Below are 15,327 nucleotides of genomic sequence, written 5' to 3' on the forward strand. Positions count from 1 at the left end.
ACGGGGAGAATCGTTTACAAGAGGAGGAGTATGCGATTGTTTATTGGAGAGTAGGCCTGTAATATAGAATTGTGGCACCGCCCGCGAACGTTTTTGTCTTTAGGTATGTCAGCTGTATTTTTTTGTTTATGTTATTGAACAAAGGCAAACCATTTCCAGCGATAACGGGATGAATACAAATTTGATACTCGTCTATAAGGTCGCTTTTTGTTAATGCGACAATTAGACTAGGGCTACCTATTAAAATATCTTTACCCGGTAGTTGTTTAAGCGCCAGAAGTTCGTCAACGATAGTTCGCTTTGCCAGTCTTGCACTATCCCAATCCAGATTTTTTAGGGTTCGTGAAAAGACGACTTTTGGTATTGTGTTCATGACATGCGCAAATTCGTCTGAGGATTTATTACCACTAGAGGTTGTCAGAAAGGCCCGCCAATATTCCATGAGCTGATAGGTTATTCTGCCATATACTATTGTATCAGACTCCCGTAATAAGTCGGTATAATGCTGATGAATTTCATCATCAGGAAGCATTAAAGTATGATCGCAAAAGCCGTCTAGGCTCATATTAATCGCCGCTATTACTTTTCTCATATCGTGCTTTATATTTCTATTCACTGAATTTACGAAAAAGCAAGGGACTGTTAACTTTTGATAGAAAATAATTCGGGCATTAACCAATTACTAATGATCGAGACAGATAGTCGTGTTATGGGAAATTGGGGGGCTTATTCGTCTATAATAGTTAAGTTGCTGACTACTTCGAAAGTAGAAACGTGGTAATCGTCTCCAAAAAATAGGCTACTGACGTAATGTTGAATTGGGTAAAAAAGGTCTATCGGAATACCTTTATAGAACGTTTTGAAATCGTTTGGAATAGAATAAGCATGATTATACCTTCCCTTGCCGAGACTGATACCACCTATTTTTTTTAGGTAGCCGGTTATTTTGTGTTTGGAGGAATTGGAAAACTTTTCACTTGTTTCCAGGAAATAATCCTGAATATAAAAATTTCTTATATTTTTCAATTTGATTGCGGAGGTTTTATCCAGTTTTATCCTCCGGGAATAGGATATATCAGTTAAAATGCATGTTGCTTTCTGCACTGTCGAGACATCAATAAAATAATCTCCATCGACCAATAGATGCTTACTATCTTTATAGATGCCCAGGATCATCTCGTTGATTTCTCTATCGGAATAATCCATTATATTTGAAGATCTCCCAAACTTTTCGAATTGCAGTCCGCTATCTTTGACATTTTTCCTGATTTTATTTAGCTCATATTGCTGAAAAGTCCTTATTTTTTCCATATCCGTTGCGCATTATATTTAGCACTTTAAAGATAATTTTAAAACTTTGCTTTCAATCTCTTTACAGGCATCTAATTGCAATTTGAATCAAATCTAATTTAACAGTACGCTAACGCTTAGGTAACAAATCATCCAATATAGGGGTGATTCTGCTATTAAAATTCAAATTTTCTGGTGGTCATACGACCCTGACCTTTCAGGTCTATTCGGTGGGGAGATAGTTCCAAAACCCCATAAGCATTTTCATTGCTGGTTTCGATCATCCCCTCAAGTGTAATCATGGGAATCCCTTTATAGTTAGCGAAGTTACCGGGATGATGATGCCCTGAGATAACAGCTTTCACACGAGGATATTTTTCGATTACTGCCAATATATCCCTGTTGTTGAGTGTTTCAAGTCCGTTTTCTGGAAATAAGGGATGATGAGTAAAGATGATCACATTCTTAGCATCTTTTTCTGCTTTTTTTAGCTGTTTTTCCATCCATGCAAGTTGTTGTGTGCTGATGCCACCATTCCATGGCTGTGTATTTTCCCGTTCTTCGAGTTTTAGCTGGTTATTTAATGCTTGCCAAGCAGCGCGCTCAGCTGATGCTTCTGATGTTGCGTATTCGCTGAGTTCATTGGTGTTGAGGAGAATAAATAACCAATGACCTTTTTCTACGGTATAGTAGGGGGCGGGCATGCGATAGGCCTTGTAAAGTGTGGCACCGTCTTTCACATCAACATAATCATGGTTGCCCAGTAAATTGTAAACTGGTGCCTTGAGTTTGTCCAGATGCTGCAAGGCCGGAGTCAAATCTTTTGTCCCTACATCGACTAAATCTCCTACCATAACCGTAAAATCCACGCCAGTTGCATTTATGGCTGCCGTTGCTGAATCTAATTTCGAAAGTGAATTGCGGTAAAATCGACTCCCTTTGGTGTCCTGATCAGCGTATTGTGGGTCTGCGATTAAACCTATTTTCAATGGAGCATTCTTTTGTTGGCCAATGCTTTTACCATGTACGAGGACACATAAAAGGGAGAAGACTAAAATTTTAATTTTCATTCTGGATTATTTTAGATTTTGAATACCATCGGGCACCTATTGGTTATATTGCTATTAAGTTGTTAAGCTTTTAAAAATAGATGCCTTTGGGCTTCTGTCTCGAAAAAGAACCGACTAGACTACTGATTTTAATTTTGGTTCTTTTGCTTAATCGGTGGTTCTTACAAACATACGTGATTTTTTGACGTTTAAAAGCAGAAATTAATAGCAATCGATTGCATAAAATTCAGAAAACCATAAGGCTACATTAGATATCCATTATTTAGATGATGGTATTTGATCATCATAATTTCGCATGATATAATAGAAATACGCAATCATTTTCATATAATTTTCGATACTGATATATTCATTGGTACTGTGCATGCTTTGCTGTTCGGAATGATTGATTTTGATTGGCATAAATCGGTAAATATTCTTGCTGAGCTCTTGGTATTTGATAGCATCTGTACCGCCAACGGTCAGGTATGGTGTGACAATAAGGTCAGGGTATAACTTTCGAATGGAGGCTTCCATCATCTGATAAGCTTTTGTATCACTAGGAGATACATTGGAGGCCTCTCGGGCATTATCAACCTGTTCTATTTCGACATCAAAACCCGCCGTCGCTTTTTTAACATGTGCTTGAACTTCCTGAATTGTATTTTCAGGCAATAGTCTAAAATTGACAACAAATTCGACCTCTGGAGATAGCACGTTGGGGGCATCGCTACCTTTCATCATCGTCAGCGCTGTGGTGGTGCGTACCAAGGCGTTTGTCGAATGATTTTTGGTTAACTGGGCAAGGAGCATAGGTTCCATCAACCATCTATTTGCTATCGCAAGGCGCGAAATAAAAGGCATTGAACCACCTATCTGCTGGAAAAAACGCTGAATAAGGGGACTGATCATTGGTTTCATCTGCTGTTCTTCGAGCCGTTGCATGATCACCGCGGCTTTGCCAATGGCCGTTTCAGACGGAGGCATTGAAGAATGTCCTCCTAAGCCTTTAACTTTGAGCTTTAAAGACAGGAACCCCTTTTCGGCACAGCCAATTAGAGCGACATCTGAATGTATTCCATTAACAGATCCTTTCTCCAGAATGAGTCCACCCTCATCGTAGACAGCTTCGAATCGAAGTCCCTTACGCTTGAAATCTGCTGCGATTTTGCTTGCCCCAAGTTCGCCTCCAACTTCCTCATCAAAACCAAACGCAAGGTAGATATCACGTTGAGGCCTTTGCTCATCCCGCAATATTTTCTGAGTGGCTTCAAGTAAAGAAAAAAGCATCCCTTTCATATCCAATGTTCCGCGCCCATAAATCCGTCCATCTGCTACTGCACCCGAAAAAGGGGCATAATCCCAATCTTCTGCTATTGTGGAAACTGGGGGGAGTGGTTTGTCTGAAGGACGGAAAACATGTTCGGACTTGTTTTTAATTTCAGCTGAACCCGGAGGAACAACATCATAATGGGACAAAAATAGGAGTGGTAATAAATTGCTATTGCTACCCTTAAGTTTAAAAACTAATCCATAGGAATGGACTGTATAGATCTCCAATTGTTGGTGAATAAGTGGATAACTTGCTGCGATATACTGCTTAAAATTATCAAAAGGGGCGTATACAAATAAATTTGGATCACCATTGGAAACGGATGGTATTTTAATTCCCCCAGCTAATCGGGATAAGATGCTATCATTGTTCATGGGCTGGAATGCTTGTGCATCGTTTTTTTTTGTTTTGGCAAAAGGGAAGAGCAATGTGTTGATCACTAAACCAATAAAAATCACAATCAGCAATAGCAATAGAACCAAAAGTAGCTTCTTCATAATAGCGTTGTTTGCGGTAGAACGTTTATATCAATACCATCTCAAATAGAGACCTACGGATAAAAACATCATACTGCCCACTTTGTTTTAGCTTGAGACTTGGAGCCCGAATCAATCAACGCAAATGTGATTTGAAAATTATCAAATCAAGTCAAATTCCATTTCCGATGTTTCCCTGCCATTGACAATAATGGAAATCTTATGTTTACCAATATAGAATTTTCTGGTGGTGATTACTTTAAATGATTGTCTGCGTTCAATCCGATTTTTTTCAGCTGATAGATAGATCTTCTCGCTAATCTTAAAGACTTTACGGGACATTAAACCATTTGATTTTTGATAATATAATCCATACTCCAAGCGGAGTGGTTTTGATTGCGCATGTGTATTTTCGATCTGAAATGAAAAAAAGACATATTCACCAATTTTTACATACGGTGTCTCAATGCGTAGATCGGAAACCTCAAAATCTGTTCCGTCCAAACCATAGTAGTGTAAAATCTCTGGATGCCCTTGTTTAAATAGTGTACGGCAGCCATGCTTAATAATTCCGTCTGTATTTTTACTTATCCCTTTCCAATTTTTCGTAATGACCAGTAAAATATCGGGGTTGTCTTTAGAGATATCGTTTAAATTGTTAGCGACACTTCTTCGTACAGTCTCTGATACGTCATTTTTTAGTAAATCCAAAATAGGTAAAATAGGGCTCGGATCTTTCTTCAGAAAGGGGATAGCCATAGCCCATGGTAGTCGTGGACGAATACCTTCGCTTGCCAAACGGCGAACTTGTGCATTCTGGCTTCGTGCCCATTGTTCCATTACATCGATCATCCGTTCTTTATACTTGATAATAAAGGGGCGAACAGCAAATTCACAAGTGATGAACTGTGTAATTATTTCTAGTGATTGCACGGCGGTTTCAAAATGCTCAACACCATACATTTCGATGTAGTCGGGAAATATAATATATTCAAGTCCACCAGGATACCCTGCGGCAATTAAATTCTCAACAACTTGGGTGATTAAGGCGATTGCTTCCGGAAAATCGGATGGCATAAATTCATGCAAGGTTTGTGTGGTATGTTTGGTCCTTTGTTTCCATTCCATAGCGTTGAAATCAGCACTAAAGATTCTCGTAATAAATTGCTCTTTATTGAAATCGGGATTTACCTGACTAAACTGATCTGCAATTAGTTGATAGAAATTGAGCGAATAGATATCTTTGATAAGACTCATAAATATTGTATATAATTCAAATATATATTTAAAACAAGATGTGGCCACAACTTGACCGAAGTTTCATCGTGCCAAGTTGTTGGTTAGAGACAAAACTAGATGATAGAACTGACAACAGTTTGTCAATAGCTAAATATGTTGAATCACAAATAAACATCCTGTTGCTGATAAGTTTTCCACGTATTTCGTATAGAATATTATTTCGTACTTTGAATTCGAACTTTAGCTCTATTAGCTGTAACCGTCGTTGTATCTCATTGGCTCGCAATAGCAAAGAGCATGATCCTTTGCAATAGTAACTGGTTGTGAATTATTAACGGTATTAGCATTAACTGGGCGCAGTACAAAAATAATAGAAGCAGCACCAAATCATTGTATTAATCTTTTACCTGTTGCATAAGCTTATGAAGAAGTAAAGTAAGTGTTTTTAATTCATCCTTTGTCAAAGAGCGTGAGGCTTTTTTTGCAATACTTTCCCTAAAGTTTTCCGAATTATCAATAATATATCGACCTTCATCAGTCAGGGTCAGATCGAAAAATCTACGATCTATTGTAGATTGCTGTTGCTTGATAAGCCTATTTTCGGTCAAAAATTTAAGCTGCTTAGAAATAGCAGCCTGACTGATCTGAAAGGCTTCAGCGATCTGCTTACCAGTAACCTGATGACCTCTATAAATATATTCCATTATATTGTAATGTGTGGCGGTCACCCCATGTATATTTCCCCGGTTCATATTGGCTAATATAAAACACTGTAGATCTGTAAAGACCTGATAAAAATCAGTTTCACTCTTATTCATAAAACAATAGTTTAGTTAACTTTGTTAAGTATTATATTTAACTAAGTTAATCAATATCAAAGATAATTAAAATGGATTATATCGTCATTGTAAATGCAAAGCAAAACAATCTGAAGAATATTTCGCTCAATATTCCAAAAAAAGAGATCACTGTTTTCACGGGTGTATCTGGTTCAGGAAAATCGTCTTTGGTATTTGAAACGATTGGAGCAGAAGCACAGCGGCAGTTTAACGAGACTCAGACAAGTTTTATCAGAAATCGTTTGCAGCACATCGGGGTTCCAGAAGTAGATAAGATTGAACACTTAAATGTACCTATTATTATCAATCAAAAAAGGCTAGGTGGGAATGCCCGTTCCACGGTAGGTACAGCTACAGATATCTATAGTTCATTGCGATTGCTTTTTTCTAGAATGGGTACTCCGTTTGTGGGATATTCCAATGTATTTTCATTTAACAACCCACTGGGTATGTGTCGTGAATGTGAGGGACTTGGTTTTGTGCAAACCCTTGACATTACACGACTTTTGGATATGGAAAAATCTTTGAATGAAGGTGCAATCGCATTTCCGACATTTCAGCCCGGAGGATGGCGCTTAACTCGATATACTTTATCTGGATATTTTGACAATGACAAGAAATTAAAAAATTATAGCAAATCAGAATGGGAGATGCTTTTGAATGCAACGGAACATAAGCCCAGATACCCTGACAAACAATGGGGAAAGACTGTGAAGTACGAAGGCTTAATTCATCGTATCGAAAAGGCATTCTTAAAAAAAGATTCGAAGGAGAATATAACTCGTAAAGAGGCTCTCAAAAATATTATAATCACAAAAAAATGTCCTGTATGTAATGGGACAAGGCTAAATAGAAAGGTTCTATCGTGTAAAATATTGGGGAAAAGCATCGCGGATTGTGCATCACTATCCGTCGATGAGCTACTCGAATTCATAGGTGCAATAAATGCTAAGACCTATCAGGTATTGTTAAATGAACTGAGCAAGAAATTACATGATATAGTCACTATTGGCCTCCAATACCTGACTTTGGACAGACGCACAGATACCTTATCTGGCGGAGAATCCCAACGTATCAAGATGGTACGTAATCTTGGTAATAGTTTAACTGACTTGCTTTATATTTTTGATGAACCGAGTATTGGTCTCCATCCTAAAGATTTGCAAAATATCACAACGATTATTCAACAGATCAAGGAGAAGGGCAATACTGTAATTATTGTAGAACACGATCCAGATTTAATTAGGATTGCGGATTGGGTTATCGATATGGGACCGGGATCAGGAAAATTAGGTGGTGAAATTGTCTACGAAGGCAAATTTGAAGGACTGAAATATTCCAAGGGAAAAACAGGATCTTACTTTGGACGATGCTTCAATTTCAATCACACTCCACGACAGGCGGAAAGTTATCTGGAGATAAAGAATGCGAGCTTGCATAATTTGAAAAATATCCATGTAAGAATACCCAAACAAGTGCTTTCTGTTGTTACAGGTGTTGCCGGTTCAGGTAAGAGTACGCTGATCAACAAAATATTGCCTATGTTTTATCAAGAGATCAAAGTAGTTGATCAGGCGCTATTTGCGGCCAGTGTACGTTCCAATCTGCTCACTTATCTTAATTTATCAGATATGATCAGGAAGCTTTTTTCAAAAGCAAATAAGGTCTCTGATAAATTATTCAGTAGAAATAGTTTAGGGGCATGCGAAAATTGCAACGGATTGGGGGTTGAGAAAATTGATCTGGCTTTTATGGATGATATTGAACAACCTTGTGAGCTATGTGGTGGTTCAGGATTCACGGCACAGGTACTAGATTATCATTATAAGGGTAAAAATATAGTTGATGTCATGAATATGACTGTCACGGAGGCAGCTGTATTCTTTCCCGATGAGTCCTTTCATGATGCTTTTAACATGTTATCCAACCTTGGTCTAGGTTATCTCAGCTTGGGACAGCGACTGGATAGCTTTTCTGGTGGTGAACGGCAGCGTCTGAAGCTTACAAGGGAACTCAACCAAAGTAATGGTATAATAGTCCTCGATGAGCCAAGTACAGGATTACATCCATCAGATACACAAAAACTACTGAACTTTATAGATGAACTTGTGAAAAATAGGAACACCGTTATTGTGATCGAACATAATCTTGACATCATTGCTCAGGCGGACTGGGTGATAGATATTGGTCCCGGAGCTGGCAAATATGGTGGTGAGCTGCTCTTTGAAGGAACAGTGGCTAATCTGTTGGAAGATAAGATATCACTAACTGCTGTATATTTAAGGCAGCATTTAAAAATAACTTAGGGTAAAATAGACAGGATCTATTCTTAGATCAGATTAAAAGTTTGATCTTGCATTTAGGAATAGGAGGATAGAAAACAAGCCATAATATTACAAATCAATTCCGTAATTCTGTAATGATTTACTCCACGTTTGTGGCCAAATTTGTAATGTAAGATTAATACATACAGATATGGCTACAAATAATTATAACGAAACAATTTATATTCCTTTGGAGGATGTAGAAAGCGAACATTGCGCATTAATTGTTGAAAAAGAGTTGGCCTTGGTAAAGGGTATAGAGAGCCACAAAGTTGAACTGAACAATCGTAGGGCGGCTATTACGGTCAAAAATAATGAGGTTGTAGCCAATGCTGTGAAAGCTGTAAAGGATCTTGGCTATGGCGTGTCGACTGTCGTCAAAACATTTCCTGTACTGGGAATGACCTGTGCTTCCTGTGCAGGGAGTGCGGAAAGTATGGTAAAATACGAATCTGGTGTAGTGAATGCTTCCGTAAATTTTGCTACCGGAAATTTGACTGTTGAGTATCTTCCGAATATCACTGATGCCGTTAAAATCCAAAAAGCTGTACAAACCGGCGGTTATGATCTATTAGTGGAAGACGAATCAACCCAACAAGAAACGTTGGAATCTATCCATGCCGAAAAATTTCGGACACTCAAAAGCAAAACGATATGGGCAATTATCCTATCACTTCCCGTGGTAGTAATAGGTATGTTTTTTATGGATATTCCGTATGCAAATCCGATCATGTGGTTCTTTGCAACACCTGTTGTGCTCTGGTTGGGTAAGGACTTTTTTATTAATGCATGGAAACAAGCAAAGCATCGTTCAGCAAATATGGATACACTGGTTGCATTAAGCACAGGGATCGCCTATATATTTAGTGTTTTCAATATGTTATTTGCCGATTTCTGGCATCAGCGTGGGCTGCATGCGCATGTGTATTTCGAAGCTGCAGCGGTGGTTATTGCATTTATCTTGCTTGGAAAATTATTGGAAGAAAAAGCGAAAGGTAATACTTCTTCGGCTATAAAAAAATTAATGGGGCTGCAACCCAAAACGGTCATGGTCATACAACCTGACGGATCTGAAATACAAGTTGCAATAGAAGCCGTAAAAGCAGGTGATATTATCCTGGTAAAACCTGGTGAAAAGATTGCTGTGGATGGTATGGTCATTTTGGGCGATTCCTATGTTGATGAAAGCATGTTGAGTGGTGAACCGGTTCCAGTATTCAAAAAAGAAAACGAAAAGGTCTTTGCTGGTACAATTAACCAGAAAGGTAGCTTTCAATTCAAAGCGGTCAAAGTAGGTAAGGAGACGATGCTGGCGCAGATCATCAAAATGGTTCAAGACGCCCAGGGTAGTAAGGCTCCAGTGCAAAAGATGGTCGATAAGATTGCCGGAATATTTGTTCCAGTGGTGATTGGTATTGCCCTATTTACTTTCGTATTGTGGTTTATTCTGGGCGGTGAAAATGGTGTGGTACAAGGTCTGCTGGCTGCTGTAACAGTATTAGTTATAGCCTGTCCCTGTGCGCTTGGCTTAGCGACGCCCACAGCAATTATGGTAGGTGTTGGCAAAGGGGCAGAACAAGGTATTCTGATCAAAGACGCTGAGAGCTTGGAGCTTGCCAAACGTGTCAATGCAATTGTCTTGGATAAGACTGGAACAATTACCGAGGGCAGACCGCAGGTAACAGGTATCCAATGGTTGAACGACGATGATACGACAAATGCAATATTATTAAGTATAGAGAAGCAATCTGAACATCCACTTGCGGAGGCTGTTGTCAATCACCTTGAAGGTGTAGCAGTGACGACAATATCGGCATTTGACAGTATTACGGGAAAAGGGGCGAAAGCCAATCATGGTCTGGAGACTTATTACGTTGGCAACAGGAAACTATTGGTTGAAAATGGCATCGCTATCGCAGAGCAATTGCAGGATCAGGCAGAACAATGGAGTGAGGAGTCGAAAACTGTCATCTGGTTTGCCAATAGTACCCAGGCGTTAGCAGTGATCGCTATTGCTGATAAGATTAAGGAAACCTCTGTATTGGCCATTCAAGAGATGCAGGCCATGGGTATTGAGCTTTATATGCTTACCGGTGACAATGAATCGACTGCCAAAGCTATTGCAGAACAGACAGGCATTAAACATTATAAAGCAGAAGTGATGCCGCAAGATAAAGCTGACTTCGTAAGAGCGCTTCAACAACGCGGAAAGGTAGTGGCGATGGTTGGTGATGGTATCAACGACAGTACCGCCTTAGCAACTGCGGATGTCAGTATAGCGATGGGTAAAGGAAGTGATATTGCTATGGATGTGGCAAAAATGACCATCATTTCCTCGGATTTGACTAAAATACCACAAGCAATACGCTTGTCGAAACAAACGGTGGCCACCATCAAGCAAAATCTGTTTTGGGCTTTTATTTACAATGTGATCGGTATTCCTGTTGCTGCAGGTATACTCTTCCCAATCAATGGTTTTCTTTTGAATCCCATGCTCGCTGGAGCAGCAATGGCCTTAAGCAGTGTTAGTGTCGTGAGCAACAGCTTGCGTTTAAAATGGAAAAAATAGATAGTAATAGTAAATAATAACTTTAAAATTAAATAACATGGAAAGCAAAAATATTCAATTCAAAACAAACCTTAACTGTGGAGGCTGTGTATCCAAAGTAAGTGCTGATTTAGACAATGCAGCAGGGATCTGTGAATGGAGCGTCGATACATCAGATAGCGATAAAATTCTTACAGTGAAATCAAACGGTATCTCTGAAGAAGAGGTTATAGAAATCATCAAAAGAAAAGGTTTCATTGCAACATCACATTCTGCATAAATTGAATACGGAAATCAAGAAAAAGTCGTCCTTTATCCGGGACGACTTTTATTCTTAGACTTAAGTTGTTACAAGGCATAGGATCCTATCAACACTTGAAAGCCGCTATAGTCTTGCCTATACTAACCGACTGATATGAGCAAAAACAAGCATGGCTGAATTGTTTTTTTAATTACAAGGTCAATCTTTTTATGAAGAGGTCTCGTTTTATAGACTATCTGTTGAAGAAAATAGCCCAAGCTATTTGTGTGCTTGCGCAAATAAGCTTATTTTAGCCATTAATGGGCAGCATTAAAACTAATATTCTCAGAAGCTATGGACAATACATTACTATTTTGGTAATGTTTATTCTTGTATTGCTCACATCTTGTCCAATAAAAAATGGAATCAAAAGTCTCATAGGGACACCAATGAATACGGAGCAGGGGAGAATAGCGGATCGGGCCATACCCCTTGATAACGGATTTGAGCGCTGTAGTGAGTTGGTAGATAGTGAAAATGCCCGACTAAGCTTTGTAAAAGAAACTCTTCTTTTACCAGATGATGTGCAAATCCTGAGGTCGTCTTATCCTTTTAGCATACAGGAGCATCTGCAACTGTCGGCTAATCGAAACAGTCGCCAGAAGATTGTGCATACTTTACCCATTTTTCTCCAATATCGAACATTACGCATTTAGGATTCTTTTTTAATCAGCTCTGTCTTCGCTAGGAGATAGTCTAGATATTTATCTGTTTTTATACGGTAGGGAACTATTAAGATCAAGAAAGATAAACCGTTGGCGGATTTTGGTATTAGTATAAATAATTAAAATATAGTAATTTACATATATAATAATGAATATAAAATTTAATAGGATTATAACAGGTTTTGGACTTTTCATTATTGCAGCAAGTGTTTTGACTGCCTGTGGAAACTCGGCAGATGGTAACAAACCCAAAGCAGAAAAAGAGCAAGCTCAAGCTTTTAAAGAAGTTGAGGAACCAAAAGCAGCCGATGTTTCCTTCAAAGATAAAGCCGGTAATGTTGTTAAACTAGGTGATTTAAAAGGGAAGGTTGTCTTTATCAATTTCTGGGCTACTTGGTGTCCACCGTGTATACATGAAATGCCGTCCATTAATACCTTAAGACAGGGATTCAAAGACAACAAAAATATAGTATTCCTAATGGTTGATGTCGACAATGATATTGAGCAATCGGCGGCGTTTATGGAGGAGAACAAATATGATTTACCACTATATACCTCAGCGGGAGAAATTCCACCAGAATTTTTGGGTGGATCCATTCCTACAACGGTGATTTTGGACAAAAATGGACAAATTGTAGAACGTTTGGAGGGGAGCAGAGATTATGCAGCTCCGGAGATTGCAAAGGCTTTAGTAGAGCTGACAAAGGCAAATTAACACTACTAGTGCACAACGAAAGTCGCAAGGACTAAAAAGAGCTAAGTAGGTTTAACGCCTATTTAGCTCTTTTTATGATTTTTGACCTAAGATACTGCTTCAACCGCCTCTTTGATCAATGCTGTAATTTCGTTTGGATGGGTAGCTAGTGAAGCGTGGCTGGCTTCCAAATGAATAATTTTACGAGCATTAATTCGTTCCGCCATTTCTTGTTGAGTCACTGGCGGTATCATATGATCATTGTCTGATACTTGATACCAGCTGGGTTTTGTTTTCCAGGCTGGCTCTCCCGCCTCTGCCGCAAAAATACTTCCATGTGTTGGTTTCTGCGCCAAAGACATTGCGATCGCATCTTTTTCATCTAAATCTTGAGCGAAGCTTTCGTGGAATTTATCGTACTTGATCCATAGAAATCCTTTTTCATCAGGAACAAGGTTGGCCGCACCGGATGGTGGTTCTCTACGGCCGAAGATACCGCCCAAACTTTCACCCTTGTCCGGAGCAAAGGCAGCGATATATACTAAGCCTGCAACTTTTTCATGATGTCCAGCGGCGGATATTACTGCGCCACCATAAGAGTGACCAACCAGAATAACTTTACCTGCTTGTAGGTCGATCAAATCTTTGGTCTTTTGGATATCGTCTTCGGCCGATGTCAATGGATTTTGTACGCTTCGTACTGTATATCCTTCCGCATGAAGATTAGTGATAACATGTCTCCAATGAGACCCGTCTCCCCAGGCTCCATGGACTAAAATAATTGTTACATTTTGATTTCCCATATTCGTTGAAGTTTATAGAACAAATATATGTTTAAGTTGCTATTAAACATATTAACTTAAGTTAACGTTTTAAAATTCGTCGACGGATTCTACTTAGTGAAGGTGGTTTAACACCGAGATAGCTGGCAATATGTTTTTGGGCTACGAGTTGAAAAATTTGTGCATTCTCGGCGAGTAGATTATTATACCGTATTTCCGGCGAGTAATATAACAACTCTTCGATTCTCTTTTTAGCTCCGAGATAAATGACCTCGGTCATCTTTCGCCCAAATTCTTGCCAGTAAACATCCTTTTGATAGAGTTTTTGAAGGTCATCTTTGTGTAGAAGTAAGACCTCAGCATCGGATACCGCTTTAATATTCATACGCGACTTCGTATTACAAAGGATACTTTCGTAATCGGTAAAAAAGTAATTGTCAAAATGGAAATTGAAAGTTACATCTTCTCCGTTATCATTGATATAAAACGTTCGCATAAAACCGGTTTTTAAAAAACCTAAGTATTGACATTTTTCGCCTTCTTTCAAAAAGAAATCGGACTTTTTATAGGTTGCCAATTTGAGATAACTACAAAATTCAGGATAGTGTTCTTCATCGACCAAAAATAGGGGTCCAAACTTAGTGTATTCGTTTACAATCTCAGACATAGCTGGTAAAAATTTTAAGCCACAATAATTTTGTATTAAAATTATTGAAAACTTTTGATAGTATGTCACAACATTGAATCATATACTTTCTTTACAGTTGACTATAAAAATATTACCTTCGTAATAGATCACAGCAATAATGATATGTCCCAAATTAAAGAGCAAACAGCGATAAAAACTACCTATTTCAGTATTATAGGAAATACAGTGTTGGCTTTGCTGAAGTGGTTGGCGGGTTTTTTTGGAAATTCATATGCACTTATAGCAGATGCCATTGAATCCACCGCTGATATTTTTTCTTCCTTTTTGGTTCTTCTTGGATTAAAATATGCCCAGCGGCCTGCTGATGAAAATCATCCCTATGGCCATGGAAGGGTAGAGCCACTTATTACGTTTATCGTTGTTGGCTTTCTCATTGTATCAGCTACGATCATTGCCTATGAAAGTATAGAAAATATTGGGACACCCCATGAACTGCCGAAGCCCTGGACATTATTCGTCCTTGGAGGGATCATTATCTGGAAAGAAAGTTCTTACAGAATTGTGATGAAAAAGAGTCGAGAGACCAATAGCTCTTCACTGAAAGCGGACGCATGGCATCATCGAAGTGATGCGATTACTTCGGTGGCGGCTTTTATTGGTATATCTATCGCTTTAGTATTGGGTAAGGGATACGAGAATGCGGATGATTATGCCGCGTTATTTGCAGCTGGATTTATTTTGTATAATTGTTACCATATTTTTAGACCTGCTCTTGGTGAAATCATGGATGAAAATGTTTACGAGGAAGTGATCGAGGAAATCAGAAAATATGCTTTGGAGGTAGCGGGTATAAAAGCGACGGAGAAATGCTATGTTCGAAAGTCGGGAACAAAATATCACGTCGACCTACATGCGATTGTGGATAGTGAGATCACGGTGAAAGAAGGTCATGCACTGGCTCATGAGCTCAAAGACTATCTGATCGAACATATACCCGACCTTGGTCATGTTATGATCCACATCGAACCGAGTACATATATAGACTAAACGGCCCTGTTTGGCAAGAATTAGCCTGTTCGTATATCAAATAGCGATGTTCGTATAATTTTGTCAATTTGTATTTATTTTTCCTTTAGCT

14 protein-coding genes are annotated in these 15,327 nt (G+C 38.8%); 6 read left to right on the forward strand and 8 right to left on the reverse strand.

Features of this window, described 5'->3' with window-relative positions; genetic code table 11:
* Window positions 1–40 precede the first annotated feature (40 nt).
* The 6 genes from M2408_RS11045 to M2408_RS11070 all read right to left on the reverse strand — a co-directional run bounded on the left by M2408_RS11045 (window position 41) and on the right by M2408_RS11070 (window position 6,205).
* Window positions 41–592 (reverse strand): dihydrofolate reductase family protein, encoded by a 552-nt coding sequence (locus tag M2408_RS11045; RefSeq protein WP_259181728.1) that lies wholly within the window; start codon window positions 590–592, stop codon window positions 41–43.
* Window positions 593–726: 134 nt separating this feature from the next.
* Window positions 727–1,311, reverse strand: coding sequence for a hypothetical protein (locus M2408_RS11050; RefSeq protein WP_259181730.1), 585 nt, complete (start codon window positions 1,309–1,311; stop codon window positions 727–729).
* Window positions 1,312–1,466: 155 nt separating this feature from the next.
* Window positions 1,467–2,360, reverse strand: coding sequence for a metallophosphoesterase (locus M2408_RS11055; RefSeq protein WP_259181732.1), 894 nt, complete (start codon window positions 2,358–2,360; stop codon window positions 1,467–1,469).
* A 258-nt stretch (window positions 2,361–2,618) separates the two neighbouring features.
* Window positions 2,619–4,169, reverse strand: a complete 1,551-nt coding sequence (locus M2408_RS11060; RefSeq protein WP_259181735.1) for a M20/M25/M40 family metallo-hydrolase — start codon at window positions 4,167–4,169, stop codon at window positions 2,619–2,621.
* A 141-nt stretch (window positions 4,170–4,310) separates the two neighbouring features.
* Window positions 4,311–5,405, reverse strand: a complete 1,095-nt coding sequence (locus M2408_RS11065; protein ID WP_259181736.1) for a DNA alkylation repair protein — start codon at window positions 5,403–5,405, stop codon at window positions 4,311–4,313.
* A gap of 377 nt (window positions 5,406–5,782) precedes the next feature.
* The gene (locus tag M2408_RS11070; protein WP_259181739.1) at window positions 5,783–6,205 is read right to left on the reverse strand and encodes a MarR family winged helix-turn-helix transcriptional regulator; all 423 of its coding nucleotides are present in this window, start codon (window positions 6,203–6,205) and stop codon (window positions 5,783–5,785) included.
* A 71-nt stretch (window positions 6,206–6,276) separates the two neighbouring features.
* Here M2408_RS11070 and M2408_RS11075 point away from each other — a divergent pair, with 71 nt between their 5' ends.
* From M2408_RS11075 to M2408_RS11095, 5 genes are all read left to right on the forward strand, one after another.
* Complete coding sequence (locus M2408_RS11075; RefSeq protein ID WP_259181740.1) at window positions 6,277–8,532, forward strand: excinuclease ABC subunit UvrA; 2,256 nt, start codon at window positions 6,277–6,279, stop codon at window positions 8,530–8,532.
* A 169-nt stretch (window positions 8,533–8,701) separates the two neighbouring features.
* Window positions 8,702–11,119 (forward strand): heavy metal translocating P-type ATPase, encoded by a 2,418-nt coding sequence (locus M2408_RS11080; RefSeq protein WP_259181742.1) that lies wholly within the window; start codon window positions 8,702–8,704, stop codon window positions 11,117–11,119.
* Window positions 11,120–11,156: 37 nt separating this feature from the next.
* Window positions 11,157–11,378, forward strand: a complete 222-nt coding sequence (locus tag M2408_RS11085; protein WP_259181743.1) for a hypothetical protein — start codon at window positions 11,157–11,159, stop codon at window positions 11,376–11,378.
* Window positions 11,379–11,719: 341 nt separating this feature from the next.
* Window positions 11,720–12,055, forward strand: a complete 336-nt coding sequence (locus M2408_RS11090; RefSeq protein WP_259181745.1) for a hypothetical protein — start codon at window positions 11,720–11,722, stop codon at window positions 12,053–12,055.
* A gap of 157 nt (window positions 12,056–12,212) precedes the next feature.
* The gene (locus M2408_RS11095) at window positions 12,213–12,779 is read left to right on the forward strand and encodes a TlpA disulfide reductase family protein (RefSeq protein ID WP_259181746.1); all 567 of its coding nucleotides are present in this window, start codon (window positions 12,213–12,215) and stop codon (window positions 12,777–12,779) included.
* An 86-nt stretch (window positions 12,780–12,865) separates the two neighbouring features.
* Here M2408_RS11095 and M2408_RS11100 read toward each other — a convergent pair whose 3' ends face one another.
* Window positions 12,866–13,561, reverse strand: coding sequence for an alpha/beta fold hydrolase (locus M2408_RS11100; RefSeq protein WP_223583343.1), 696 nt, complete (start codon window positions 13,559–13,561; stop codon window positions 12,866–12,868).
* A 61-nt stretch (window positions 13,562–13,622) separates the two neighbouring features.
* A complete protein-coding gene (locus M2408_RS11105; RefSeq protein WP_259181750.1) occupies window positions 13,623–14,207 on the reverse strand; it encodes a Crp/Fnr family transcriptional regulator in 585 nt (194 codons plus the stop codon).
* 144 nt (window positions 14,208–14,351) lie between these two features.
* Here M2408_RS11105 and M2408_RS11110 point away from each other — a divergent pair, with 144 nt between their 5' ends.
* Window positions 14,352–15,236, forward strand: coding sequence for a cation diffusion facilitator family transporter (locus M2408_RS11110; protein ID WP_259181752.1), 885 nt, complete (start codon window positions 14,352–14,354; stop codon window positions 15,234–15,236).
* The last annotated feature ends 91 nt before the right edge of the window (window positions 15,237–15,327 follow it).

The organism is Sphingobacterium sp. BIGb0165 (assembly GCF_024810095.1).
Classification (GTDB): domain Bacteria; phylum Bacteroidota; class Bacteroidia; order Sphingobacteriales; family Sphingobacteriaceae; genus Sphingobacterium; species Sphingobacterium detergens.